Annotated in this window: 17 protein-coding genes, 3 tRNA genes and 2 pseudogenes; 7 read left to right on the forward strand and 15 right to left on the reverse strand. The window is 72.4% G+C overall.

Annotated elements, in window-relative coordinates:
* Positions 1-7: 7 nt before the first annotated feature.
* Positions 8-1,297, forward strand: coding sequence for an RNA polymerase sigma factor (locus tag ACFVT2_RS31550; protein ID WP_390023401.1), 1,290 nt, complete (start codon positions 8-10; stop codon positions 1,295-1,297).
* A gap of 17 nt (positions 1,298-1,314) precedes the next feature.
* Here the strand turns inward: ACFVT2_RS31550 and ACFVT2_RS31555 are convergent, their stop codons facing one another.
* Positions 1,315-2,784, reverse strand: a complete 1,470-nt coding sequence (locus ACFVT2_RS31555) for an FGGY family carbohydrate kinase (RefSeq protein WP_390023403.1) — start codon at positions 2,782-2,784, stop codon at positions 1,315-1,317.
* 66 nt (positions 2,785-2,850) lie between these two features.
* The gene (locus ACFVT2_RS31560; protein ID WP_390023405.1) at positions 2,851-3,150 is read right to left on the reverse strand and encodes a YtxH domain-containing protein; all 300 of its coding nucleotides are present in this window, start codon (positions 3,148-3,150) and stop codon (positions 2,851-2,853) included.
* Positions 3,151-3,365: 215 nt separating this feature from the next.
* On the opposite strand from ACFVT2_RS31560, the gene ACFVT2_RS31565 reads away from it, so the two are divergent.
* From ACFVT2_RS31565 to ACFVT2_RS31575, 3 genes are all read left to right on the forward strand, one after another.
* Positions 3,366-3,438: transfer RNA gene (locus ACFVT2_RS31565), tRNA-Asn, on the forward strand.
* Between the two features lie 5 nt (positions 3,439-3,443).
* Positions 3,444-3,516 (forward strand) — tRNA-Asn (locus ACFVT2_RS31570).
* 178 nt (positions 3,517-3,694) lie between these two features.
* Positions 3,695-3,771, forward strand: a tRNA-Ile gene (locus ACFVT2_RS31575).
* Positions 3,772-4,017: 246 nt separating this feature from the next.
* On the opposite strand, the gene ACFVT2_RS31580 is transcribed toward ACFVT2_RS31575, so the two are convergent.
* Entirely contained in the window at positions 4,018-4,761 is a 744-nt protein-coding gene (locus tag ACFVT2_RS31580) for an acyl-CoA dehydrogenase family protein (RefSeq protein ID WP_390023407.1), read from the reverse strand.
* Positions 4,762-5,236: 475 nt separating this feature from the next.
* Positions 5,237-5,953: an SDR family oxidoreductase gene (locus tag ACFVT2_RS31585; protein ID WP_390023409.1), complete on the reverse strand. Its 717-nt coding sequence runs from the start codon at positions 5,951-5,953 to the stop codon at positions 5,237-5,239.
* A 71-nt stretch (positions 5,954-6,024) separates the two neighbouring features.
* Here ACFVT2_RS31585 and ACFVT2_RS31590 point away from each other — a divergent pair, with 71 nt between their 5' ends.
* The gene (locus tag ACFVT2_RS31590; protein ID WP_390023411.1) at positions 6,025-6,837 is read left to right on the forward strand and encodes a helix-turn-helix transcriptional regulator; all 813 of its coding nucleotides are present in this window, start codon (positions 6,025-6,027) and stop codon (positions 6,835-6,837) included.
* 129 nt (positions 6,838-6,966) lie between these two features.
* On the opposite strand, the gene ACFVT2_RS31595 is transcribed toward ACFVT2_RS31590, so the two are convergent.
* Together ACFVT2_RS31595 and ACFVT2_RS31600 are read right to left on the reverse strand one after the other, a co-directional pair.
* Positions 6,967-7,842 carry a glycosyltransferase family 2 protein gene (locus tag ACFVT2_RS31595; RefSeq protein ID WP_390023413.1) on the reverse strand — a complete coding sequence of 292 codons (876 nt, stop codon included), beginning with the start codon at positions 7,840-7,842 and terminating at the stop codon, positions 6,967-6,969.
* 168 nt (positions 7,843-8,010) lie between these two features.
* Positions 8,011-8,802 carry an MBL fold metallo-hydrolase gene (locus ACFVT2_RS31600; RefSeq protein ID WP_390023415.1) on the reverse strand — a complete coding sequence of 264 codons (792 nt, stop codon included), beginning with the start codon at positions 8,800-8,802 and terminating at the stop codon, positions 8,011-8,013.
* A gap of 523 nt (positions 8,803-9,325) precedes the next feature.
* Here ACFVT2_RS31600 and trxA point away from each other — a divergent pair.
* Together trxA and ACFVT2_RS31610 are read left to right on the forward strand one after the other, a co-directional pair.
* Complete coding sequence (gene trxA / locus ACFVT2_RS31605; protein WP_390023417.1) at positions 9,326-9,730, forward strand: thioredoxin; 405 nt, start codon at positions 9,326-9,328, stop codon at positions 9,728-9,730.
* The gene (locus ACFVT2_RS31610; RefSeq protein ID WP_390023419.1) at positions 9,727-10,323 is read left to right on the forward strand and encodes a histidine phosphatase family protein; all 597 of its coding nucleotides are present in this window, start codon (positions 9,727-9,729) and stop codon (positions 10,321-10,323) included. The genes trxA and ACFVT2_RS31610 overlap by 4 nt, the downstream gene beginning before the upstream one ends.
* A 249-nt stretch (positions 10,324-10,572) precedes the next feature.
* On the opposite strand, the gene ACFVT2_RS31615 is transcribed toward ACFVT2_RS31610, so the two are convergent.
* The 9 genes and pseudogenes from ACFVT2_RS31615 to ACFVT2_RS31655 form a co-directional block, all read right to left on the reverse strand.
* Entirely contained in the window at positions 10,573-11,604 is a 1,032-nt protein-coding gene (locus ACFVT2_RS31615; protein WP_390023420.1) for a rod shape-determining protein, read from the reverse strand.
* Between the two features lie 581 nt (positions 11,605-12,185).
* Positions 12,186-12,830: a hypothetical protein gene (locus ACFVT2_RS31620; protein WP_390023422.1), complete on the reverse strand. Its 645-nt coding sequence runs from the start codon at positions 12,828-12,830 to the stop codon at positions 12,186-12,188.
* On the reverse strand, positions 12,814-13,653 hold the full coding sequence (locus tag ACFVT2_RS31625) for an FkbM family methyltransferase (RefSeq protein WP_390023424.1): 840 nt from the start codon (positions 13,651-13,653) through the stop codon (positions 12,814-12,816). The genes ACFVT2_RS31620 and ACFVT2_RS31625 overlap by 17 nt, the downstream gene beginning before the upstream one ends.
* 221 nt (positions 13,654-13,874) lie before the next feature.
* Positions 13,875-14,075: pseudogene (locus ACFVT2_RS31630) on the reverse strand (Trm112 family protein); the annotation flags it as partial.
* A 492-nt stretch (positions 14,076-14,567) separates the two neighbouring features.
* Positions 14,568-15,506 (reverse strand): annotated as a pseudogene (locus ACFVT2_RS31635) (DMT family transporter); the annotation flags it as partial.
* Between the two features lie 317 nt (positions 15,507-15,823).
* A complete protein-coding gene (locus ACFVT2_RS31640) occupies positions 15,824-16,552 on the reverse strand; it encodes a class I SAM-dependent methyltransferase (protein ID WP_390023426.1) in 729 nt (242 codons plus the stop codon).
* The gene (locus ACFVT2_RS31645) at positions 16,549-18,303 is read right to left on the reverse strand and encodes a condensation protein (protein ID WP_390023428.1); all 1,755 of its coding nucleotides are present in this window, start codon (positions 18,301-18,303) and stop codon (positions 16,549-16,551) included. Before ACFVT2_RS31645 ends, ACFVT2_RS31640 begins: the two co-directional genes overlap by 4 nt.
* Positions 18,300-22,997 (reverse strand): alpha-(1->3)-arabinofuranosyltransferase family protein, encoded by a 4,698-nt coding sequence (locus tag ACFVT2_RS31650; RefSeq protein WP_390023430.1) that lies wholly within the window; start codon positions 22,995-22,997, stop codon positions 18,300-18,302. Before ACFVT2_RS31650 ends, ACFVT2_RS31645 begins: the two co-directional genes overlap by 4 nt.
* Complete coding sequence (locus ACFVT2_RS31655) at positions 22,994-23,719, reverse strand: class I SAM-dependent methyltransferase (protein ID WP_390023432.1); 726 nt, start codon at positions 23,717-23,719, stop codon at positions 22,994-22,996. Before ACFVT2_RS31655 ends, ACFVT2_RS31650 begins: the two co-directional genes overlap by 4 nt.
* Positions 23,720-23,722 lie beyond the last annotated feature (3 nt).

The raw sequence follows: 23,722 nt of genomic DNA on the forward strand, positions 1-23,722 counted from the left end.
GCCGCTCGTGACGTGGGGCGGACCCGGCGGCTCGGCCGCTCCGCCCCGGGCCTCGTGCCGCCCCAGCCGCGATCACCTGGAGGTCGCCCCCGTGCAGACCCGGACCCTCCCCGCCGCACCTGCCGATGGCGCACCGGCCGCCCCACCCGATACCGGCCTGCTCACCGCCCCGGTCACGGTGCCGCAGCAAGCCGAACCCCCCGCCGCCGAACTCCTCGCCCCGGAGCCCCCCGAGCCCCCCGAGCCCCCCGAACCCCCCGACCCACCAACCACCACAGACACCACAGCCACCCCCAACACCACGGATGCCGCCGACACCGCCGACACCACGGACACCCCCGAGCCCGCTGACACCACGGACCCCGCGCCCCGCGCCGACACCAGCAGCCCCTCCTCCGACCTCTTCCGCCAGTACCTCCGCGAGATCGGCCGGATCCCGCTGCTCACCGCGGCCGAGGAAGTCGACCTGGCCCGCCGCGTCGAAGCCGGCCTCTTCGCCGAGGAGAAACTCACCCGAACCCCCGACCTCGACTCCCAACTCGCCCACGAACTCGACACGTTGGTCGTCCGCGGCCGGATCGCCAAACGCCGCCTGATCGAATCCAACCTGCGCCTGGTGGTCTCCGTCGCCAAACGCTACGTCGGCCGCGGCCTGACCATGCTCGACCTCGTCCAGGAGGGCAACCTCGGCCTGATCCGCGCCGTCGAGAAGTTCGACTACGCCCGCGGCTACAAGTTCTCCACCTACGCGACCTGGTGGATCCGCCAGGCCATGTCCCGCGCCCTCGCCGACCAGGCCCGCACCATCCGCGTCCCCGTCCACGTCGTCGAACTGATCAACCGCGTCGTCCGGGTCCAACGCCGCATGCTCCAGGAACGCGGCTACGAACCCACCCCCGAGGAGGTCGCCGCCCACCTCGGCCTCACCCCCGAACGCGTCACCGACGTCCTACGACTCGCCCAGGAACCGGTCTCCCTGCACGCCCCCGTAGGCGAGGAGGACGACGTCGCCCTCGGCGACCTCATCGAGGACGGCAACGCCGCCTCACCCGTGGAGTCCGCCGCGTTCCTGCTGCTCCGCGAACACCTCGACGCGGTCCTCTCCACCCTCGCCGAACGCGAACGCAAGGTCGTCCAACTCCGCTACGGCCTCGCCGACGGCCGCCCCCGCACCCTGGAGGAGATCGGCCGGATCTTCGGCGTCACCCGCGAACGCATCCGACAGATAGAGTCCAAAACCCTCGGCAAACTCCGCGACCACGCCTTCGCCGACCAGCTCCGCGGCTACCTCGACTGAAACCGCCGGCCCACCGCTCAGCCCTCCCGCTGGAACGCCCCCGGATGCGTCTCGTCCCGCACCGCCGTGTACTGCTGCCGCACCGCCTGCCACACCGGCAGTTCCTCACCCGGCTCGAAGACCTGGCTCGCCGCCGCCGGCCACCGCGGCGGCTCCGGGTACCCCGCACCGCCGTCCCCACCGGCGGCCGGCCCGGCCGTGCCGTGCGCCACCTGCCACGCCCACGCCGCCTGCCGGGCCGCACCCAGCGCCGCGTACTCCGCCGGCTGCGGCACCACGACCTGCGCCCCGAACAGCCCCGGCGCGGCCGCCTGCACCGCACCCAACTCCGCCGCCGCACCCAACAGGAACACCCGGCGCACCGCCACCCCCCGGCCCCGCAGCACGTCCAACGCGTCCGCGAGCCCGCACAGCATGCCCTCCACGGCCGCCCGCGCCAGATGCTCCGGCTTCATGCTCTCCCGCCGCATCCCGTGCAACGACCCCGCGGTGTGCGGCAGATACGGCGTCCGCTCACCCTCCAGGTACGGCAGCAGCACCATCCCGTACGCACCGGGCGACGACGCCAGCGCCAGCTCGGACAGCCCCGCCAGATCCGTCCCCAACAGCTCCGCGGTACCGCGCAGCACCCGCACCGCATTGGTGGTGTGCACCACCGGCAGATGCCGCCCGGTCGCGTCCGCGAACGACGTGATCGTCCCGGTCGGATCCGCCAGCGCCTCCTCGTGGATGGCGAACACCGACCCCGAGGCACCCAGCGACACCACCGCGTCGCCCACCCCGACCCCCAGCCCGAAGGCGGCGGCCATGGTCTCGCCGGTCCCGGCCGAGATCAGCAGCCCCTCCGGCGTGAAACCCGCGGTCCCCGACGGTCCCAGCACCTCCGGCAGCCGCACCTGGTGCCCCAGCGCCAGCTCCACCAGATCCGGCCGGTACCCACCCGTCGCCGCCGACCAGTAACCGGTCGCGGACGCCCCGCCCCGGTCCGTGGTCCGCCGCGCCGGCCGCCCCAGCAACTGCCAGGCCAGCCAGTCGTGCGGCGTCATGACCTCGGCGATCCGCGCCGCATTCGCCGCCTCGGACCGCGCCAGCCACCGCAACTTCGTCACCGGATGCTGCGCCTGCGGCACCGCCCCGACCGCCTGCGCCCAGGCCGCCCGCCCGCCCAGCGCGTCCACGAGGTCCGCGGCCGCGCTCTGCGCCCGCTTGTCGTTGCCGACCAGCGCCGGCCGCACCGGATTCCCCTCGGAGTCCAACGGCACCAGCCCATGCTGCTGCGCCGCGACCCCGATGGCCTGTACGCCCTCCAGCAGCCCGTTCCCCGCGGCCTCACCGAGTGACATCAGCCATGCCTGCGGATCGGCCTCAGGCCCCTTCTCCACGGGGTGCGGTGCGTACCCCTGCCTGATCACGGCACCCGTGTCCGCGTCACAGACCACGATCCGTGTGCTCTCGGACGAACTGTCCAACCCGGCGACTATCCCCATGGCCCCAGATGATGCCCCATGAGCCCCATGGGGAAAGAGCCAGGGTTTGCCCACCGGGGCCCGCACTCATGTATTGCTGGTGCCCCACTCGTCCTCATCGGCCGCCCGCTGCTCCCGCAGCGACCGCACCCGCTCCGCGACCGGCGCGGGCAGCCGCCCCTCGACCTTCGTCGACACCGTCACGAACGCCTTCGAAGCGGCCTGCCGCCCGGTGAGCGCGGCCGACTCGGCGGTATTGCGGACCGCCGGGTTCTGTGCGATCCGCCGGGCATTCTTGCGGAGCTGTTCGTACCGTTCCCGCCCGGCCCGGGTGCCGAGCACATATCCCACCGCCAGTCCCGCGATGAACGTGAGCCGGTAGCGCATCGCTCCACCTTTCCCTTGCCGCTCGATCCCGTCCGGTGCCGGCCGGCACCGGACGCCGGGCTGGGCACCTGCCCCTCGGCACCCGGGCCGCCCGCGGCGACCTCCGGCGATACCGATTGGCGGAGCACCCCCCTGCTTGCGCTAATGTATGTGTCGCAGCGAGCGCACGCCGTCCGGAGCCCCGGACAGCGATGCATTCGAGGCAAGCAGCGCAATCCCCTGTAGCTCAATTGGCAGAGCAGCCGGCTGTTAACCGGCAGGTTACTGGTTCGAGTCCAGTCGGGGGAGCTCAATCCCCTGTAGCTCAATTGGCAGAGCATTCGGCTGTTAACCGGAGGGTTACTGGTTCGAGTCCAGTCGGGGGAGCAGAGGAACGAGGACCCCGGAAGGGGTCCTTTTTCTTGTGCCCGGGAACCGAATCCCCGCTGATCGAAGTCCTCTTGGGCGTGCAAGGTCGCCCGACGGCAGCCCGCACGGGCAGCAGATCGTATGAGCGGCTATGCTGCGGCAGACGGCGCGCACAAATGTGCGCGACGCGCCGTGAGGGGCGGTAGCTCAGCCGGTTAGAGCAGCGGACTCATAATCCGTCGGCCGTGGGTTCGAGTCCCACCCGCCCCACCACGGAGCAGGCGTACAGCAAGACTGTGACCTGCAAAATCGAGATGGCGGGGCTTGTCGCGAGATGGTGCGATGGGTCCTGCCATGCGCGTTTCAAGATCCAGTGGGCACTTCAGTGGCGGCGGCTTGCCTTCGAGGCGGCGCAGCTACGTCCCAGGCTCATCCTCTTTGCTCAGGCAACGTTCCTTCCCGGTCATCCCGGTCCCGCTGGTCGGGGTGCGAGGTCCGGGCAGGCATGCGGCGCTCCGCTTATGTCTTGTGGAACGAGGGGTCGTAGGGCTCGCCGAGTGCCGCTCGGCCGATGGGGGCCAGGACGTGGTCGTCGTTGTCGTGCCGCTGGTAGAAGGTCAGATCGCGCAGGATCCGTTCCACCGGCGAGGGCCGGACGAGGCAGCGGGCCCCGCACGCGCGGATGCAGTGGCGCACCGTCTGCTCGATCACGTGCCGGGCCCGGCTCCTGGCGATCCGGGCCTGGTCCGGCCGCCGCTCATCGCACAGCCCGGCGACGTGCCGCAGCCGCAGGCGCGCGGTGTCCACGTCGACGGCCATCCGCCCCACCCGGTGCTGGACGTACGGGTCCCCGCTCTTGCCCTGGTGTTTGAGGTAGGCCGGCGCGTAGTCGTAGGCGGCTTCGGCGGCGCCCAGGAAGCTCGCGGCGTAGTGCGGTACGAAAGCGGTCTGCCACTGCCCGGTCGGATAGCTGCCCGGCTCGCCGATCAGCCGGTCGTGCGGGAAGAACGCGCCGTTGAAACGCACCGCGCGGCTGACGGTGGCACGTATGCCGACCGGGTCCCACCAGGAGGTGTCGACGGTCACGGCCGGGTCTGTCAGGTCGCAGGCCAGCAGCAGGAGTCCGGCCGCCGTCCCCCGTGCGTGCCGGGCCCCTCCCGGACCGGCCGGATCGACCAGCAGGATCGCCCACCGGGCACCGGTGGCGCTGGTGGCGAAACCCTTGGTGCCATGGACCACCCAACCGCCGTCGGCACGGGTCACCGTGGTGCCGAAGCGGTGGCTCTCGCCCGGTTTGGGGGCGGGTGGTGGCGATCAGCAGCGCAGTGCAGGAGGACGTGATCAGCAGCTGTCTGCCCGACAGCACCGTCCGCAGGCCCGGCCTTTCCCGACGCCCGTGACGCCGCCACAGCCCCGAGACATGCAGGAACACCGGCATCACGGGGAGTTGGTCGATCGCCGCCGCGGGCAGCAGGACCAGCCCGGCAACCGGCTCGCGCATTCCCGGCATCACGCCGCTGAGAGCGCCTTCACCACCATGGTGTACGGGACGTAGGACGCGAAGTACCCGAGCGCAAGCCATCCCATGGAGCCACCTCTGGCCGTGTCGCCGCGCCGCACGTGCCGCGCGGCGAGAGTGACGGCCTCACGGTGTGACGAGCGCGCCCGCGATGGGCGGCTGCCGCCCCGGCGTCCCCACGACCGCCGGATACGCCGCACGCGGCGCCGGGTGCCGCGGTCACCACGGCACGGGCGTTCCGTCCCACGAGAAGAACGCGCCGGTCGGCCCGTCGTCCGGCAGGAGCGCCAGCCGTACGGCCCCCGCGGCGGCCTCGGCCGGGTCCCCGCCCGCCGCGGCCGCCCGGGGGTTGAGGTCGGTGGCCCGCAAGCCGGGGGCGAGCGCGTTGACCTTGAAGCCCTCCTCGGCCAGCGTCTGGGCGTACAGGACGGTGAGGGCGTTGAGGGCGGCCTTCGACGACCGGTACGCGGCGGCACCGCCGCTGCCGGGGGCGAACTGGGGGTTCGGGCGCGTGCTCCAGGTCAGCGATCCGGTCCCGCTGGAGACGTTGACGATCCGGGGGTGCGGGGAGCGGCGCAAGGCGGGCAGGAAGGCGTTGGTGACCGCGGCGACCCCGAACACGTTGGTCTCGTAGATGCGCCGGAAGTCGTCTGTGCCGGTTTCGGTCGGCGGGGCGAGCGAGGACGAGACGCCCGCGTTGTTGACCAGCACGTCGAGCCGGTCCACCTGCTCCGCGGCTGCGGCGATGCCGTCCGGGTCGGTCACATCGAGGACCAGCAGACGCGCGGCGCCGCCGATCTCCTCGACGACCCGCCGCCCGCGCCCGGCGTCGCGCGAGCCCACGTACACGCCGAAACCCTCCGCGGCAAGCAGGCGGGCGATGTGCTTGCCAATGCCTTTGTTGGCACCGGTCACCAGTGCTGTGCGATCGTTCATGACAGCCACGGTCCCCTGGTGGCGACCACCCTGCCAGGGACAACCTGTACCAGGCAGCGGAAGGAGAGACCATGGCGCGGCAGGAACTCGCCCGCTTCCTGCGGGACCGCCGCACGGCCCTGCGTCCGCACGCGCTCGGCCTGCCCACGACCGCCCCGCGCCGCACCGCGGGCCTGCGCCGCGAAGAGGTGGCAGAGCTGGCCCACATGTCCGTCGACTACTACGCACGCCTGGAGCAGGCCCGCGGCCCTCGTCCGTCGCCCCGCATCCTGGAGGCGCTGGCCCAGGCGCTCCGCCTGACGCCGGCCGAACGCAGCCATCTGTTCCGCCTGGCCGGAACGAGCGCGCCGCCGCCCGCCACCGGTGCCGTACGGCGCGTCCGCCCGCACGTGGCCCGGATGCTGCGGCGCCTGCCGGAGACCGGCGCGATCGTCACCGACGCTGCCTACGGCGTCGTCGCCTGGAACCCGCTGGCCCAGGCCCTGCTGGGCGGCGACCTCGGACAGGGGACGACGAACCTGGCCCGGCGCCGGTTCCTCGGAGAAGGGCGGATGTACGAGAGTTCCAGCGCCGAGGAGTTCGGGCACATCGTGGTGGCCCGGCTGCGTCGGGCCGCCGACCGCTACCCGCACGACCCGCAGCTCGCCGCTCTGCTGGCCGAACTGCACACCGGCAGCGAGGAGTTCCGCCAGCTCTGGGAGACCCGCCCGGTCCACGCCCCTGGTCACCGCACCAAGGCCGTCGACCACCCGACGGCGGGCAGTCTTCTGCTGAATTGCGACGTACTCCTCGTCCCCGAGGACGATCAGGAAGTCGTCCTGATCACGGCCGACCCCGGATCCCCCTCGGCCAGAACCCTGCGCAGACTGGCCACGACGACCTGAGCCGGTCAACGGGGCCGGTCAACGGGGCCGGGAGGTGCGGGGTACCGGCCGGCACCCCGCCCGCCTACGAGGCAGTCACCCACGAGACGGCCGCCGCTCATGGACGACCGCCCACGAGGCGGTGATCGGCTAGATGACCGGCGGGCGCCCCAGCCGCGTCATGCGCCACACCGTGCGCCAGCGCATCGGCCGCCGGCGCCCGCACGGGGTCCGGACGCCCTCAGCGAAGCCCGCGGCCCACGCCCGCAGGCCCGCCACCGAGCGACTGCGGACGGCCGTCAGCCCCGCCCAGACACCGAGGTAGACGGGGACCAGCACCGCCGGCAGATGGCGCTTCGCCAGCCAGACGCGGTTCCGGGCGACCATCCGGTGGTAGACCGCGTGCCGGGTCGGCGAGGTGTACGGGTGCTGCAGCACGATCTCCGGCGCGTAGCGGATGTGCCAGCCGTCGTCCAACGCCCGCCAGGCCAGATCGGTCTCCTCGTGGGCGTAGAAGAACTCGTCCGGCCAGCCGCCGGTCCGGTCCAACATCGGTACGGACAGCGCGTGCCCGCCGCCGAGGAACGTGGTGACCAGCCCGCCCTGCTGCGGATCGCCGACCCGTAGGCGCGGCACGTGGCGACGCTGAGTGCGGCCCAACTCGTCGGCGATGCGGAAGCTGACGATCCCCAACTTCGGGTCGCGCTCGTACAGTTCCGCGAGCCGGCTGAAGACGTCCGTGCTGATCAGCAGCCCGTCGTCGTCCAGGTCGACCACCACGTCCAGGTCACCGAGCTTGCGCAGCTCGTCCAGGGCAACGTTCCGGCCACCGGAGACACCCAGGTTCTCGCTCAGCGACACACCCGTGACGCCTTCGGGCAGCGGTGGCAGCGGCGAGCCGTTGCCGACGACCACGATGTGCGTCGCGGGGAGGTCCTGCTTCGCCACCGAATCCAGCAGGTCCTGGAGTTCGGCGGGGCGGTTTCCCATGGTCAAGATGGCGACGCCTACGCGCAGCTGACGCACAGATGAACACTCCGTTCTTGGCGGTCTCTTCAGCGATGCTAGCCGCCGCCACAGACCGCTGCGCGCCACGACGCAGGCGCCACGACATCCCGTCGGGCCCCGGCCGGGAGCGTTCACGCCCGGGCCCGGACGGGCGGCTTCCGCGGCCGGCCCCACGGGAGGCGGCGGTCAGCCCTGCGGAGCGGTGACCCCGGCGAGGGCGCTCGGCCGGGCGGCGAAGGCCAGTTCCGGGCCGAACCGCTCCTGATAGCCGTCGGCCAGCGCGCGCAGCGCCGGCGCACCGTCCCCGTAGTACGACGACCCGTGCATCACCGCCAGCGTCCTGGGCGCGAGCTGGGCCAGGGAACGCAGCGTCTCCACCGCCGCCGTCAGACAGGAGGTCTGGCGGAACATCTCCTCCGCATCCAACGCCGGCCCCACCAGATCGTGGTCGGTGACCGGCGGCCCCTTGCCCAGGTGGGTGAAGAGATCCCCGCACAGCAGCGTTCCGGTGGTCTCCTCGAACAGCACCCGCGCCTCCCAATTGTGCGGAACGTGCGGGGTGTTGAGGTGCATCACCCGGCGCCGCAGCAACTCCTTGCCACCCAGGTCGAGCGTTTCTCCGTGCGCCAAAGGGCGCGGCGGCCGGTCGGCGAGATCGTTGAGCGAGACCAGACACCCCTGGAGCCCGTGCGCCACTTGGGCGCGCGGGGCCGCGGCCAGGAACGCGTTCATCGCGCCGCACTCATCGGCCTCCACGTGCCCGAACGCCAACCAGCGCAACTGGTCCAGCGGCACCACCCGGCCGACGGCCTCCGAGACCTGCGGGAAGAGGTGGCGCATGCCGGTGTGGAAGAGCAGCGGTTCCTCCGCGTCGATGAGGAACTGGTTGAACGTGAAGCCGGCCGGTGCGGCCACCTCGGGAACGAAGGTGGAGATCCGGTAGATCCCGTCCGCGATCTCATCGACGCGCGTCTCCATCGGGCCGACGCCTCCTTCCGGGGCGGCCCCCCGTCCATCGTAGGGCGGGGGTGCGGGGCGCGGCAGTTCGAGAACCGGGGCGAGGGGGCGGGCCCGCGGCGCGTTGGTGAGGTGGTGGGGTAGTGGGGTGGTGAGGTGCGGCAGGTGATCTCGGATAAGCGGCCTCGGATACGTGACCTCGGACAGGTGGTCTCGGACACGTGATCTCGGCCACGGCATGTCTAGGGCGGCGCGGGGTGGGCAGGGGAGCCGGACGGTCCGGCGTGCGGAATACCGTACGGCTTGATCCTGTTACGGAAACCGTCAGGGAAGTGGTGACGGAGGCCGCATCGGGAGGCGGGCGCTGGACGGACGGAACGTACGGACGGACGTACGGCCGGTGCCCGACGAGCCGCCGGCCCCCCGTAGCGTCGTACACCGGAACCAACCGAACAGTCGAAACCAGCCACACACGAAAGCCGTCCAGGAGGCGCCGGCGTCAACCCGCCGAAACCCCCGACGGCCCGTAAGTAGGGAAGCGCGTATGAGCACCGTGGAGCTCACCAAGGACAACTTCGACGAGATCGTCTCAGGCAACGATTTCGTCCTGATCGACTTCTGGGCCGAATGGTGCGGTCCCTGCAAGCAGTTCGGGCCGGTTTTCGAGCGGTCGTCCGAGAAGCACGGCGACCTGCTGTTCGCCAAGGTCAACACGGAGAAGGAGCCCGAACTCGCCGCCGCCTTCGACATCAGCTCCATCCCCACCCTGATGATCGTCCGGCAGAACATCGCGGTGTTCGCCCAGCCCGGAGCGCTCCCCGAAACCGCCCTGGAGGACGTCATCGGCCAGGCCCGCGGCCTCGACATGGACCAGGTCCGCGCCTCGGTCGCCGAGGCCCAGGCCCAGCAGGGACAGGGCGGCGCCGGAGAGCAGGCGCAGGGCGAGTGAGCGAGCTGCTACTGGTCCGCCACGGCGAGACCGAGTGGAGCCGCGACGGCCGGCACACCAGCTGGACCGACCTCCCGCTGACCGCCAACGGCGAGGAGCAGGCCCGCGCCCTCCGGCCGCTGCTGTCGAGCCGGAAGATCGCGCGGGTATACGCCAGCCCGATGACGCGGGCCCTGCGCACCGCCGAACTCGCCGGCCTCCCCTCCCCACACGTCATCGATGACCTGCGGGAATGGGACTACGGCGGCGACGAGGGCATCACCACCGCCGAGATCCACCGCACCAGACCCGACTGGTACCTCTTCGACGACGGCGTCGCCCCCGGGCCGGCCGACCACCCCGGGGAGTCGCCCGAGGAGGTCGGGGCGCGCGCCGACCGCGTACTGGCGCTGATCGCGCCCCACCTGGAGGTCGACGAGGGCGATGTGGCGCTGGTGGCCCATGCCCACTTCCTGCGCGTACTGACCGCCCGCCGCCTGGGCCTTCCGGCCGCCGCGGGTGGCCTGTTCACCTTCGGCACCGGCACGGTCGGCGTCCTGGGCACCGAACACGACCGTCCCGCGGTGATCGCCTGGAACGCCCGGAGTCTGTAGCGGGGAGGGGCGGGGAGGGAGCGGCATAGCAGGGGAGGGGCGGGCGAGTGAGTGAGTGAGTGATCGGGTGAGTGGGGGGACGGGGCGTTCGGTGGCTGGCGTCCGGTGTCCGGCATCTGGTGTCGGGGCGGCCCTGTTCGGTCTTCGGGCGGCCCTATTCGCTCTTCCCTCTGCCGTATTCGCTCTTCCCGTCCGGTGGGCGGGCGCGCGTTTGTGACGATGTCCTCGTTTCGCTGTCCGGGTGCAGGCTCACGGCGACATCGGATCGAGGTGCAGGGGCTGCACCTTCCCCTCGATCATGGCGCCCAGCCCCTGCACCGCGCAGGTGCCGGGCTGGTCCGCGATGTGCACCGGCATCGACGTGGCCTCGTGGATCATCGGCTCCAGCCCCGGGATCAGCGCGCTGCCGCCCGCCAGCATGATGCCGCGCTCCCCGAGGTCGGCCACGAGGTCGGGCGGGCAGCGGCGCAGCACCGCCCCGATGCCGTCGAGGATCGCCGTCAACGGCGTGATGATGGCGCGCCGCACCCGCTCGGTGTCCACGTGCACGGACCGGGCGAGCCCGCTGACCACGTCCCGCCCGTGCACCTCCGTGGAACCGGGCGTGAGTTCGCCGTCCCCGGACAACATCAGGTGCAGCGGACGCACGGACTGGTTCGGCAGCATCAGCTCGTGCTGCAACCGGAGGTGCTGGATCACCGCGTGGTCGATGGCGTTGCCGCCCACGGGGACGGTCTCCGCGGCCACGATCGAGCCGAGCGAGAGCACCGCGACCTGCGTGGTGCCCGCACCGCACACCACGATCATGGTCGCTTCGGGCTGTTCCACCGGGAGCCCGCAGCCGACGGCCGCCGCGACCAGCGTGTCGACAAGTTCGACCCGGCGGGCACCCAGCCCGGTCAGGGTCTCCACGGCCGCCCGCTGCGCCAGCGGCTCACTGCCGTACGGGAGGCAGACCGCGGCCCGCATCGTGGGGCGCCGTCGCCAGGTCTTGCGCAGCTTGTCGCCCACCAGGTGGCGTAGCAGGCGCTGGGCCATGTCGATGTCCACGACCGTCCCGTTGGAGACCGGCCGGACCACGCGGATGTAGTCGGGGGTGCGGCCGTCCATCAGCTCGGCCTGGGCGCCCACGGCCAGCATCGACCCGGTGCGGGTGTTTACCGCGGCGACGGTCGGTTCATCGACGACCAGCCCCTGGTTCTTGACATACACCCTGGTCCGGGCCGCGCCGAGGTCGACGGCGGCCGAGCAGCGTCGCAGTTGGGCGAGGCTGATGGTCATGGTGGATTCCTCCCCGATGGGCCGGTGTGAACGTCCCGGGTGGACCGGTACTGGGCACGAGCGCCCACACGTGAGCGCTCGTGCGCCATCCTCCGGGCCCGCACCGGACCCCGCCTGTTGAGCGCGTCCGCTTGGGGGAGGGGATGGGGATGGGGATGGGAGTGGGGTGACGGGTGGGGTGGTGTTGGGGGTGACGGGTGGTGTTGGGGGTGAGGGTGAGGGGCTTTGGCCGGGGCGCGTCGTTACTGCTCAGTGATGCGTCTCCAGCGGTACGACTCCAGCGGTACGACTCCGGCGATGCGTCTCCAGCGATGGATCTCTAGTAGCGAGGCGTTGCCGGTAGCGATAGGTCTCCCGGTGGGGGGATCCGCTGCTGGTCGGTGGTCGGTGGTCGGTGGTCGGTGGTCGCTGGTCGTTGGTCGTTGGTCGTTGGTCTGAGGGTCTGCGGGTCTGCGGGTTTGTCGTGCGGCCGTGTTGGCGTAGGGGCTGATGTAGTAACACGGGTCGTGTCACGCACTGGGTGTGACGGGGACTCAGGGAGTAGTAACCGGGCACCAGCGGCATGTGATGCAGCATCAGTGCTACTGCCGCGTCGCGGCTGACCCTTCCCCCGCCCGCTCCACCCGACGCTGATAGAGGCCCCAGGTGAACTCCGCGACGATGTCCTGTCGGGCGCCGTCCTGCCCGGGGGCGGTGCAGGCCAGGCGCCAGCGGGTGGGGGCGCTGCCCTCCAATGGGCGGGCCGGGGCGAAGGCGCGGGCGACCTCGTCGACCGTGCAGGACCACGGGACGAGATCCGCGGTCGTACGGAGGTCCGGGGTGGGGGCGTTGGGGGCGCGGACGAGCCAGGCGTTCCAGACGCCGCCCCCGGGTGCGGCGAGGACCTCGAACCGCAGCTCCGGCCAGAGCGGGACCGGCCAGGTCAGTGCCTCACAGGTCAGGTCGCCGATGCGGCGGGTGGAGACGGCCTCCGGCGTACCGAGCAGTGCCCGGTACGGCTGGGCGCCGGCGCGCGCCCGCGGAGCGTGCATCCGGGCTTGCCAGCGGCGGTTGGCCTCGCGCATCTGCGCGCGGGTGACCCGTAGTTGACGGAGGGCGTCCTCGACGAGAGCCGGCTGGTGGTCGGCCATGCGGCGCAGCAGCACGAGCTGGAACGCGAGGGGTCCGGGCAGGTCGGAGGGGGTGCCGGAGCCGGCGGGCGGGTCATTGTCAGTGGCGGGGTTCATGATGGACATGGTGGTGGATGGCGGCCGGGGAGGGTGCGGAAGCGGGGGTCGATGCGGTGCGCGTGGGGCCGGGGCGGACGCCGTCGGGGAGGAAAAGCACGGAATTGACGTAACGGCGGTGCGGGGCGAGGGAGCGCCGCAGCAGGCCGTGTTCGGCGACGTAGGAGGTGCGGGACTGATGGGCGGGCAGATCGAAGTCGGCCAGCGGCAGCCAGCGGTCGCGTGGCAGGACCCAGCCGCGATACCCGCGGGCGGCCGTCCACTCCAGTACGGGCGTGAGCGGCTGAATGCGCGTCTCCAACTCGACGAAGAGTGCCGGGAGTTCGCGTTCTATGGTGCGTTCCGCGCCGCGTAGAACTGCCAGTTCACCGCCGTCCACATCGATCTTGATGAGGGTGACGGCGGTGAGGTTCAGCGCGTCCAGCGGGAGGCAGGGGACATCCAGGGTGGCGGAGTGCACTTCACGGCGTACGAGGGAGGAGACTCCACGGTCGCCGCGGCCATCGGGTGGGAGCCAGAGCGTGGCGCAGCCGGCGTGGTCGGTGGCCGCGGCCGATACGACGTCGACGTGCGCGGGGGTGACCGAGGCGAGTAGCCGGGCCAGATGGGGGACGGGTTCGATGGTGACGACGCGGTCCGCGCGCCGCGCCAGGCGCCGTGTCCACGGGCCGTACCAGCCCCCGATGTCCACGGCCGTGCCGCCCGCCGGGCAGAAGTCGCGCAGCCGACCCAGCTCCGGTTCGAACCGAGGGTAGAGCCCGGCCGCCAGCGCTGACACCAGCCGTCCCGGCAGCCAGGGCCCCACCCGCGCCGCAAGCGTCACGACCCCGCCCCCGCCCCGGGTCCCGCCCCGGACACCACCGCCTCCGCCCCGGGCTCCGCTGTTCCTGCCGGCACTTCCGCGTCCTCTGCCCCTTTCGAACCCTCCGTCTCCTTCGACTCTTCCGTTTCTTCTATCTCTCCCGTCCTCGCTGTCGTCTCTGACTTATCTGACTTCTCTTCTTTCTCCGCCCTCTCTTCTTTCTCTGCCTTTTCTGTCTCCTTGAGCTGGCGCATCGCGCGCTCGTGCTCCGCTTCCGAGAGTTGCTCCCCCAAGGACGGGAGCAATTGCGGAATCCCGTCGAGGATCGGATAGCGCCGCCGCAGCCGCGGGTTGTAGAGCGCCTCCTCGGAGGTCAACAACACCAGCGGCCCCTTGTCGATCGGGCACGCGAGGATCTTCAACAACGCATCGTCAGCCTTCACGACTCACTCCCGCCACGCCCGACCCCACTGCGCACAACTTTGCCGTCGCTCAACTTCGCCATTGATCGATCCCTTCGTCGCTTGTAACTCTTCTGTCGCACGGGTCGCACGGGTCGCACGGGTCGTGCAGGTCTCAGGCTGCTCGGGGCACTTGTGTCGCGCTCTTCTCGCTACCTCCCCTCTCTTTTCTCATCCGCCTCCGTCCCTGTCCCGCCTGTGACTCAACTCGCCTGATTTGGTGGGTAACTGACGAGTTCGGCTGGCTGTCGGTGCGGCGGACGTTGAGGCTGCCCCAGGCGCCGGCCGGGGTGCGGGCTGGGGCGCCGGCCGGGGTGCGGGCCGGGGCGGGGACCCCGACGTGGACGGTGCCTCGCCGCGCCGGAGTGCGGGTGCGTTGTCGGCCGGCAGCGCGGGCGGGCGGACGCGCGGGGATGCGGGCTCACCCAGTGGGTGACCGAGCGATGGTGCGGTCGCGTCATGGCTGGGCGGCGCGGGCGGGGTGCGGTGGGCCGGCGGGAGCGGCGCGGACGGGGTGCGGTGAGGTGGCTGGAGCGCTTCGTGCCGTGGCAGCGCCAGGAGGACCGTTAGTGCGACGGCCGTACCGCCCAGCCGCAGGGCCAGGCGTAAGGGGTCGCCGGGCAGTGGTTCGCCGAAGGCGATGGTGCCGCAGGCGACGGTGAAGACGCAGGTCACCGTGGTGCAGACGGGGACGATCACCGAGGCTCGGCAGCGCTGTAGGGCGGTCTGTGACAGGACCAGGCCGGTGGCCCCCGTGACGAGGAGTAGATAGGGGTAGGGCGAGCGGAGGAGCGTTGCCGCGGCGGCCGGGATGTCGTGGAGGTCGAGTAGCCCGGAGACGCCCTTGATGGCCAGTGAGCTGACGCCGTAGAGGAGGCCGACGGCTACCCCGTACGGGACGCCGGCGGTCGGTAGGCGGTGGCGGCGTCGGGCGCGCAGCTCCGCCGAGCGGTACAGCAGCAACCCCACGGCCAGGGACGGTACGGCGATCGCGAGCAGGGTCGCGGGTGGGGCGGTGCGGGCGATGGCCTGGGCGTCCTCGTTCCGGAGGGAGGCGATGACCAGCACGAGTGCCAGCAGGATCGCCGCGATGCTCTGCCGCTCCCGGCCGCTGGTTCGCTCGCCCAGCACCACTGAGGACATGAGCAGCAGCAGGACCAGGCCCGAGATGAAGATGCCCTGAGCGGCGGCTATGGGGAGGGCACGGTAGACGGCGAGTTGGGCGGCGAAGCCCGCGGCCAGGGCGAGTGAGCCACCGAGCCACAGGGGGCTGCTGAGGAGGTGGCGTATGAGTCGGGCCGGGTGGCGGGTGTTGAGTGCGGGGAGTGCGGCGAGTGCGCGTTTTTCCAGTACGAAGCCGGTGCTGTACAGGACGTTGGCGAGCAGTGCGGACGCCACGCCCCACCAGAGCATTGGCGTACCTCCTCTCGGGATGTCGGGTGCCCGGGGTGCGGGGTGCGGGGTGCGGGGTGCTCGGGGCACCGGGTGCTTGGGTGCTCGGAGTGTTGGGCGGTTGGGTACTTCGGGTGTCGGGCGGTTGGGTGCTTGGGCTTTGTGGTCCGGCTTACGTGTTTGCAGTCCGGCTTGGGTGTTTGTGGTCCGTGAGTGAGCGAGTGGGTGGGTGGGTGGGTGGAGTGTGGGTGTGGGGCGGGTTGGGGTGGGCCTTGCGGGGGCCTCTTTCCTTGTTGTTTCGGCAACGATTACGGAGTGTAGTTTTGTTCCCGGGTTCGTTACGGAGTGTGGTGGGAGCGGGCGTGGGCCAGGAGGATGGAGGCGAGGGAGGGGGTGTGGCAGGCGGCGCGGTCGAGGGGGCGCAGAGGGCGCGGGACGTCGTGGTACGGGGCGCCGGCGATGCGGATGACGTCGAAGCCGGACGCGGTGAGGAAGGCGCGGAGGGCGCGGGCGGTGTAGAGGCGTAGGTGACCGACGACCTGGGTGCCCGGGCGGCCATGGATGGCGCGCAGGCTGACCTCGGAGAAGACGGGCTGGATGCCCGCGAGGAGCAGGCCGCGGTTGTACCAGGCGGCGAGGTTCGGGGTGGAGAGCAGCAGGTGGCCGCCAGGGCGGAGGACGCGGCGGAGTTCGTCCAGGGCGGCGTCCGGGTCGACGAGGTGCTCGATGACCTCGCTGAAGAGGACGGCGTCGGCCGAGCCGGTCGCGAATGGCAGCCCGCCGTCGGTGAGTTCGCCGCGTACCACGTGTCCGATGTGGGCGGTGGCGCGGCGGAGGGCGTCCTGGGACCAGTCGACGCCAATGACGCGGTGGCCGGTGAGGGCGTCCGCGGCGGTGGCGGCGGCGGTGCCGTCGCCGCAGCCGATGTCCAGGACGGTGGCGGGCGGGGCTCCGGCGCGTACGGGGCCGAGGGCGCGCGCCAGGAGTCGGGCCTGCCGTCGGCTTCGGGCGTGGCCGGACGCGACCGGTACCGCTGGGTTCTCGTAGAAGCTCCGTAGGGCGGTCATGGGGTGCCTGCTTCGGGCCGGGGTGCGGCGCCTTCCGGTGGCCGGTAGGCGGTGGCGGCGAGGGAGGAGCGGAAGAGGGCGAGCAGGTGGGCGGCGGCCGCGTCGTCGAGGAGCGCGCGGGACCAGCGGAGCGCGAGGTGGATGCGGTTGCCGTCGTGGGTGGAAGCGGTGGTGATGCTCAGGCCGCGGGGCATCCGGGCCGGGGCGGAGAACCACACCGCGGTCGCCCGGCCTCCGGTGTCGCCGAAGTCCAGGGGGTACGGGACGCGGCCGATGTTGGAGAGGAGGGTCGTGGGCGTCCAGGGGGCGGCGAGGGAGCGGAGAGTGCGGGTGAGGGCGCGGCGTGCCCCGATGGGGAGGGGGAGGGAGGTCAACAGGGTTGCCGGTAGGCCGAGTTGACGGCCGGGGGTGGTCGACTTCAGGGCGCGGGTGCGGGTGGCTGTTTGGTGGAGAAGGGCGGTGAGGGGAGTGAGGGGAGCAAGGGAAGTGGTGGGGGGTGGGGGGAAGGGGACGGGGGTGAGGCGGGTGCCGTTGCCGATGGGCATGTGGGGGCCTCGTGGCCGGTCGTCGATGGGCATGGTGATGACGACGGGGGCGGTGGGGCGGGCGTGCAGCTCGTTCCAGCGGGTGGCCATCAGGTAGGTGGCGACGAGGAGTTGGTCGTTGACGGTGTAGGGGGGACGTGTGTCGGTGGTGGGGTGTGGGGGGCGGGTGGGGATGGGGAGTTCGGTGAGGAGCATGCCGTTGCCGGGGCAGCTGGATCGTTCTGGGTGAGCGGCTCGTTCTCGGCGAGTGGATTGTTCTGGACGGGCGGCTTGGTCTGGGCGGGTGGATTGTGCTGAGGGCGCCTCGTTTTCTGCGGGGGCCTCGTCGGGGCGCGGAGTTCTCTCTGGTGGGGTCCCGTTGTGTTGTCGGGTGGGTTCGTTGTGGGCGTGGTGGATGTGGTGGGCATTGCGGGAGTTGTGGGCGTTCGTTGTGGTGGTTGTGTCGTGGGTGGGGGTGGTGTGGTCGGGGGCCAGGCGGGCGGGGCGGGTTAGGGGCCTGGGGCGGTAGTGGGGTGGCGGGGCTGGGGGCTCCGGGTGGGGGGTGGGTGTTGGGGCGGGTGCCGGGGTGGTTCCGCCGTACAGTTCGGCGGCGGTGGCCAGGATGCGTAGGCAGGCCGGGCCGTCCAGGGCGGTGTGGTGGACGGTGAGCAGTAGGACGGTGCCGGCGGCGGTGGGCGGTTGGTGGTCCTCGGCCTGGTCGGCCTCGGTTTGGTTGTCCTTGGTGGTATGTGGGGGCTCGATGACCTCCAGGCGGACGGGGGGTGCGGCGTCCAGGGGAGGGCAGTCGGTGAGTGCGCGGGTCCGGGCGCGGGCGAGGGCGTCGGGGCCCGGGGGTGGGAAGGCGACCGGGTCCACGTCGGGGGTGGGGGTGAGTTGCCAGGTGTAGTGGCGGTGCCACCAGCGGGTCGGTACCTGGCGCATGAGGACGCGCGGATGGCGGGCCAGGGCCTGGTGGAACGCGGCGCGTAGCCGCTCGTGGTCGAGTCGGCCGGGGAGGTGCACTTCTATGTGGACGGTCTCCGGTTCGTCGTCCTCCAGGCAGTGTCGGGAGATCTCGTCCACGAGGGGGAAGGGGACGTGGGGGAAGCGGAGGCGAGTGGGGAGATGAGTGGGGATACGGGCGGGGGTGCTGGGGGGGCTGGGGTTGCGCGGGCGGGCGTCATGGCTCTGAGGTGGGTCGGGCCGGGCCGGTTGTAGGGCGGTCATCGTGGGGTGTCCTCCTGGCCGGTGGGCGGTTGGAGGGCGCCCGGGGGCCGGCTCGTTCCCGGTGGCCGTGTCGCGCCTGTTGGCGGCGCGGTGTGCGGCTGTGGTGCGGTGTCCGGTGGTGGTGCCGCGCCTGTTGGTGGTGCGGTGGGCGGCGGCGCTGGTGGTGCTGTGCGTGGTGGTGGGGGCGTCTTTGGCGGACCCCCAGACGGACCCCCAGGCGGCCCGTCAGTCGGCCCTCCGGTCGGCCCCTCAGCCGGCCTCCCGGTGTTCTCCTGGAGGTGTTCCCAACCGCGGCGGGGCAGTGGTGGGCGTCCGGTCGAGGCGCCGGCCGGGGGAGCGGCATCGGTACCGGCAGGATCGGCAGGACCGGCAGGCGTGACGCCCGTACCGGTGACGCCCGTACCCGTAAGGGCGCTGCCGGTGACGCCCGTACCTGTAAGGGGGCTACCGGTGACGCCCGTACCCGTAGGGGCGCTGCCGGTCCCGTCCGTAGTGGTAGGGGTGCCGGGCGTGGGCGTTGGCAGGGTGATGACGGCTGCCGTGAGGGCCAGGAGGGCCAGGGCCTGGGCGAGGGTGCTGAAGGCGCCCTCGTGCTCGGCGACCGGGCGGCCGGCGCCGAGGGCGGCCGTGATGCCGGCGGCGAGCATGGCGGTGCCGGCCAGTGGTGTCAGCGCCCGGGGCCGGAGTCGGGCCAGCAGGGCCAGGGGCGCGACGATCAGTGCGTACGGGCCGGCGGCCATGGCCAGTACCGCGGTCAGGGCCAGCGTGCCCAGGACCCAGGACGGGGCGGGTGGTTGCTGGGGGGCGGGCGGTGGGGTGCGGGGGGTGCGGCGGATCAGGGCGGCGGCGAGGAGCAGGGCGATGCCCAGGGCGCCGCCGATGAGGCCCAGGTGGTAGAGGGTGGCCGGGGTGTAGGTGAGTTCGACGGTGCCGCCGGCGCTGGCGGGGACGAGGAACGCCTGTTGCCAGCCGTCGATGCGGAGCGGGGTGAGTTCCCGGCCGTTGAGGGTGGCGTGCCAGCCGTCGTTGGCGTTCTCGTGGACCTGGAGGTAGGCGGCCCGGCCGGCGCCGAGAGTGACGGTGCGGTGGTCGCCGGTCCAGTCCTTGGCGGTGGCGGTGCGGGCCGGCGCCGGGGTGGCGGCGTGGGCAGGGGCGGAGGAGCGGGCGCCGACAGCGGACTGGGAGTCAGCGGTCTCCGGGCCCCGGCTGAGCGTCACATCCGTGAGGGCCAGCGGGCCTTGGTCGCCGGCCTCCACGCGGTGTTGGCCGGCGCGGAGGAGCAGGCGTCCGTCGGTGACGGCGGGGCCGCAGGGCTGGACGGCGAGTGGGCGGCGGTCGGTGAGGTCGCGGACCGCGCCGCTGGCCCTGGTCGCGTACAGGATGCCGTCGACGGCGAGCATCGGGCCCTGGCCGCAGGGGAGGGAGAAGCGTTTGCCGGGGTCCGGGCGGGGGGTGCGGTAGGCGTCGAGGGCCGGGATGTAGACCTCGCTGAGGCCGACCGGGAGTTGGAGGGCCTGGCCGGCGACGGGATTGCTGAGGGTGAGTTCCTTGACCTTGCTGATGGTGATGTCGAGGCGGTCGGTGGTGATCGGGTCGAAGCGGGCCAGGCCGTTCTCGTCGACGCCGGCGGTGGCCGCGCCGTAGGGCGAGTTGAGTTGGATCTGTTCGGGGCGGGTGGAGATGCCGCCGGCCGCGGCCAGCACGATCTGGTCGATCTTCTTCTTGCCGGGCCAGCGCAGGTGGATGGTGGGTTTGGCGCCGGCGATCCAGGCCGTCGTCAGGTCTCCGTCGACGAGGTTGCGGGGGCTGAGGGACTGGCCGAAGCCGAAGCCGGTGGAGTCGGCGGTGGCGGTGATGCGGTCCTTCTGCTCGGGGGCGATCTTGTCGAGGAGCCGGTCGAGGGCGGGGCCGGGGACGGCGAGGGCGGTGCCGGTGACGGTGTCCGGGGCGGTGCGGCCGGTGCTGAACTGGCGGTGCAGGCCGACCTCGGCGGAGACCGGGGAGAGGCCGCCGGGGTCGGTGCCCCGGTGGAGGGAGATGGTCTCGGAGGGGGCGTCGGACTTCGCCGCGTCGGTGGGGAGTTGGAGCATCCGGGTGACCTGGACGCCGGGGATGGAGATGTCGGTGAAGCCGGCGCCGGATAGTCCGGAGCGCGGGGATTGTGCGCCGGTGATGGTGAGTTGGAGCCAGGTCGCCTTGCCGGGTGGGGCCTTGATCTGTTGGCGGGAGCCGTCGGGGCGGAGGGGGCTGTCGGCGCTGCCGCGGTCGGTCTGGACGCGGACGGCGGTGGGGGCGGCGCGCAGCCCGTCGCCGGGGAGGGGGGTGACGGAGAGGGTGGCGGGGAGGGTGGTGGGGGTGGTGAAGGCGATGCGGATCCACTGGCCGACGGGGTTGCCGGCGCTGCCTTCCGCCCAGGCCGTCTCGGGGTTGCCGTCGAAGGCGTTGACCGGGTCGTACTGCGGCAGGTGGAAGAGCCAGTTGCCGCTGGAGGAGGCGGTGACCGAGGCGGCGCCGCGGAGGACGGCGGTGGTCTGGTGGTCGGTGCCGGAGGTCGGGAGGATCTGCCGGGGTGGGCGGCCGGGGTCCTGGAGGCTGCCGGGGAGGTTGGTCTCGTCGGCGGTGTAGGTGTACGAGGTGTTGCTGTTGACCAGGCCGAAGCGGGTGTCGGCGCGCCGTAGTCCGTCGGCGGTGAGCTGGAGCGGCGGGGTGCCGATGCCGGGGTGGCGGTCGCCGGACAGGACGGTGGCCCGGTTGCGCAGGGTGGGGTCGGCGGAGAGTTGGAGGAGGGCTTCCGGGCCGCCGCTGAGCTGGGCGGTGTCCGCGACGGCGGGGGCGGTGACGGGGCCGGGTTCGGGGACGTCCTGCGGCCGGTAGATCTCGACGGCGCGTTGGCGCGGGTAGAGGCCCTGGACCTGGAGGGGCGCTTCGGCGGGGATCCGGCCGGCGGTGGTGAGTGGGCCGAAGGCGGCGACCTTGCGGTAGCCGGACGCCTCCAGGGTGCGTTCGACGGTTTGCGGGGGGACGTAGCCGATCTGGTCGGGGTCGAGGTCGTTGCGGACGACGACGTCGTGGAGGCCGGCCCGGTGCAGGTAGTCGCGCAGGCCAGGGACTTCGGCGCCGGTGAGCAGGGCCTGTTCGACGGCGTCCAGGGCGCGGCGGGAGCCGGGGGTCCCGAAGGGCACGAAGTCGCGCTGTGCCCAGGGGGATTGGGCGAGCACGTCGAGGGGGTCGTCGATGGGGGAGCCCCAGGTGAACAGGCCGTGGGCGGTGGCGGGGACCACCAGGGCGCGGCTGCCGTGGGTGTGGTCCTTGAGCCAGCCGGCGGTCTGCTGCCAGTAGGCGGGGAGTTGGCGGAAGCCGCCGGGCTGGAGGACGCTCCCGTTCAGGTACGGCAGGGCGAGGGCGGGCAGGACGAGGAGCGCGGTGACGGCGGCGGGCAGCCGGCGGGTGGGTAAGCGGGTGCCGCGTCGCCCGGTGCGTGTCCACCGGGCGGCGCCCAGGAGGTGGGCCAGTCCCAGGGCGAGGGCCAGGCCGAGGCCGGGGGTGAACTTGTAGATGTTGCGGAACGGGCGCAGCCAGCCGTTCAGCCAGTCCTGCCAGGGGCCGTGCAGGGGGCCGCCGAGGGCGCCGCCGTAGCCGGCGAGGGTGATCAGGGCGATGGTCAGTACGGTCAGCAGCAGCCAGCGGCGTTCGGGCAGGTCGCGGCGGGCCAGGCCGGCCAGGCCCAGGGCGGCGGCGAGTGCCGAGCCGGCGACCGCGACGGCGTTGCCGGTCAGGGTCCAGCCGGCGGGCAGCCACGGTTTGCCGAAGTTGAGGTAGCCGACCCAGTTGCCGGCGCCGCGCAGCAGTTCGGTGGCGGACATGGTGCCGGTGGTGGTGTCGGCCTGTTCGATGAACGGCATGAAGTTCTCGCCGTGCAGGCCCAGGAGGAGCAGGGGGATCGCCCACCAGGCGGTGGCCAGGACGACGCCCGGCAGCCACCAGGAGAGCAGGGCGCGGCGGCGGGGTCCGGTCCGGGAGAGCAGGTAGAGCAGTGCGGGGAGGAGGGACGCGAGGGTGGAGGCGGCGTTGACGCCGCCCATGCAGGGGATCAGCAGTGCCGAAAGGGCCGCCGCGGTACGGGCGGTGCGGCGCGGGTCGGTGAGCGGCAGCAGTACCCAGGGCAGCAGCGCGCCGGGCAGTGCGGCGGCGGAGGTGGAGCCGACGACGAGGGTGAAGGCGGGCCACAGGGCGTAGCAGGCGGCGCCCAGGAGCCTGGTCGGCGGGGTGCCGGTGCGGAACCGTTCGGCGAGCCGCAGGGCGCCCCAGAAGGCGGTGGTGACGATCAGCGACATCCACAGGCGTTCGGCGAGCCAGACGGGCAGGTGGACGAGGTGGGTCGCGCCGTAGTACGGGAGGGAGGGGAAGGCGTAGCCGACGTACTGGTCGGCGAGGCCGCCGAAGCCGGCCCGGGCGTGCCACAGTTGCCCGAGGTCGGCGAGGAACCGCCAGGGGTCGGTGGCCACGCCCAGTTTGGTCTCGAACGTCGTCTTGCCCGGCGAGGGGGCCAGGAACGCGACCAGGGTGGCCGCCCAGAAGGCCAGTAGCCAGCGCCTGCGCCGGGGTGCGTCGGGTGGTGGGGCGGGGGCGGTGGCCGGGGTGCCGCCGGCGTCGGGGGCTCCGGGGGACGGGGACATCTTCAGCGTCTGGGTCATGGCAACCGCCGGAGGATGAGGAGGAGGTTCCAGGTGGCGATCTCGCGGACGCCGGGGAGGCGGGGAATGGTCTCGGCGAGGAACGGCGCGTAGCGGGAACGGGCGGTGACGATCGCGACGTCGTCCCGGGCGCGGACCTGCCGCAGGGTGCGGCCGACGTGCACGGCGAAGAGGTTCTCGCCCAGGGTGTGTTTGGCGGGGTGGCCGGTGCGCCGGTGGTAGCGGCGGCGGGCCCGTTCGGCGCCGAGGTAGTGCCAGGGCGCGGTCTCGTGGCCGCCCCAGGGGGAGAGCCAGTTGGTGAACGCCACGTAGATCAGGCCGCCGGGTCGGGTGACCCGTACCAGTTCGCTGAGGAAGGTCTGCGGGTCGGCCACGTGCTCCAGGACGTTGGAGGAGAAGCAGACGTCGGCGGTGCCGTCGGCGAGCGGCAGCAGGTAGCCGTCGGCGCGCACGGCTCCGTCGGGGGTCCGGCCGCGGGCGGTGAGTTCGGCGGTGTCGGGTTCGAAGAGGTAGCCGTGGGCGCCGCGGCGGCGGAACTCCTCGGTGAAGTGGCCGCTGCCGCCGCCGATGTCGGCGACCAGCGCGCCGTTCAGCGGGGCGTACCGTTCGACCTGGTCGGCGGCGTCCCGGGCGAGCAGCCGGTAGCAGTGGTCGGGGTCGGTCGGTTCGTTCAGGAAGGCCCGGAAGAGGGCGAGGGACCTGCGCAGCGAGGGGTCGCGCACGGG

Source organism: Streptomyces sp. NPDC058000, assembly GCF_042886435.1.
Lineage (GTDB): Bacteria > Actinomycetota > Actinomycetes > Streptomycetales > Streptomycetaceae > Streptomyces.

Coding starts and splice junctions, on each gene's coding strand:
- ACFVT2_RS31555 (WP_390023403.1), bottom strand. CDS start 2,784: ATGGGGATAGTCGCCGGGTTGGACAGTTCGTCCGAGAGCACACGGATC.
- ACFVT2_RS31560 (WP_390023405.1), bottom strand. CDS start 3,150: ATGCGCTACCGGCTCACGTTCATCGCGGGACTGGCGGTGGGATATGTG.
- ACFVT2_RS31585 (WP_390023409.1), bottom strand. CDS start 5,953: ATGAACGATCGCACAGCACTGGTGACCGGTGCCAACAAAGGCATTGGC.
- ACFVT2_RS31590 (WP_390023411.1), top strand. CDS start 6,025: ATGGCGCGGCAGGAACTCGCCCGCTTCCTGCGGGACCGCCGCACGGCC.
- ACFVT2_RS31600 (WP_390023415.1), bottom strand. CDS start 8,802: ATGGAGACGCGCGTCGATGAGATCGCGGACGGGATCTACCGGATCTCC.
- trxA (WP_390023417.1), top strand. CDS start 9,326: ATGAGCACCGTGGAGCTCACCAAGGACAACTTCGACGAGATCGTCTCA.
- ACFVT2_RS31615 (WP_390023420.1), bottom strand. CDS start 11,604: ATGACCATCAGCCTCGCCCAACTGCGACGCTGCTCGGCCGCCGTCGAC.
- ACFVT2_RS31620 (WP_390023422.1), bottom strand. CDS start 12,830: ATGAACCCCGCCACTGACAATGACCCGCCCGCCGGCTCCGGCACCCCC.
- ACFVT2_RS31640 (WP_390023426.1), bottom strand. CDS start 16,552: ATGACCGCCCTACGGAGCTTCTACGAGAACCCAGCGGTACCGGTCGCG.
- ACFVT2_RS31645 (WP_390023428.1), bottom strand. CDS start 18,303: ATGACCGCCCTACAACCGGCCCGGCCCGACCCACCTCAGAGCCATGAC.
- ACFVT2_RS31650 (WP_390023430.1), bottom strand. CDS start 22,997: ATGACCCAGACGCTGAAGATGTCCCCGTCCCCCGGAGCCCCCGACGCC.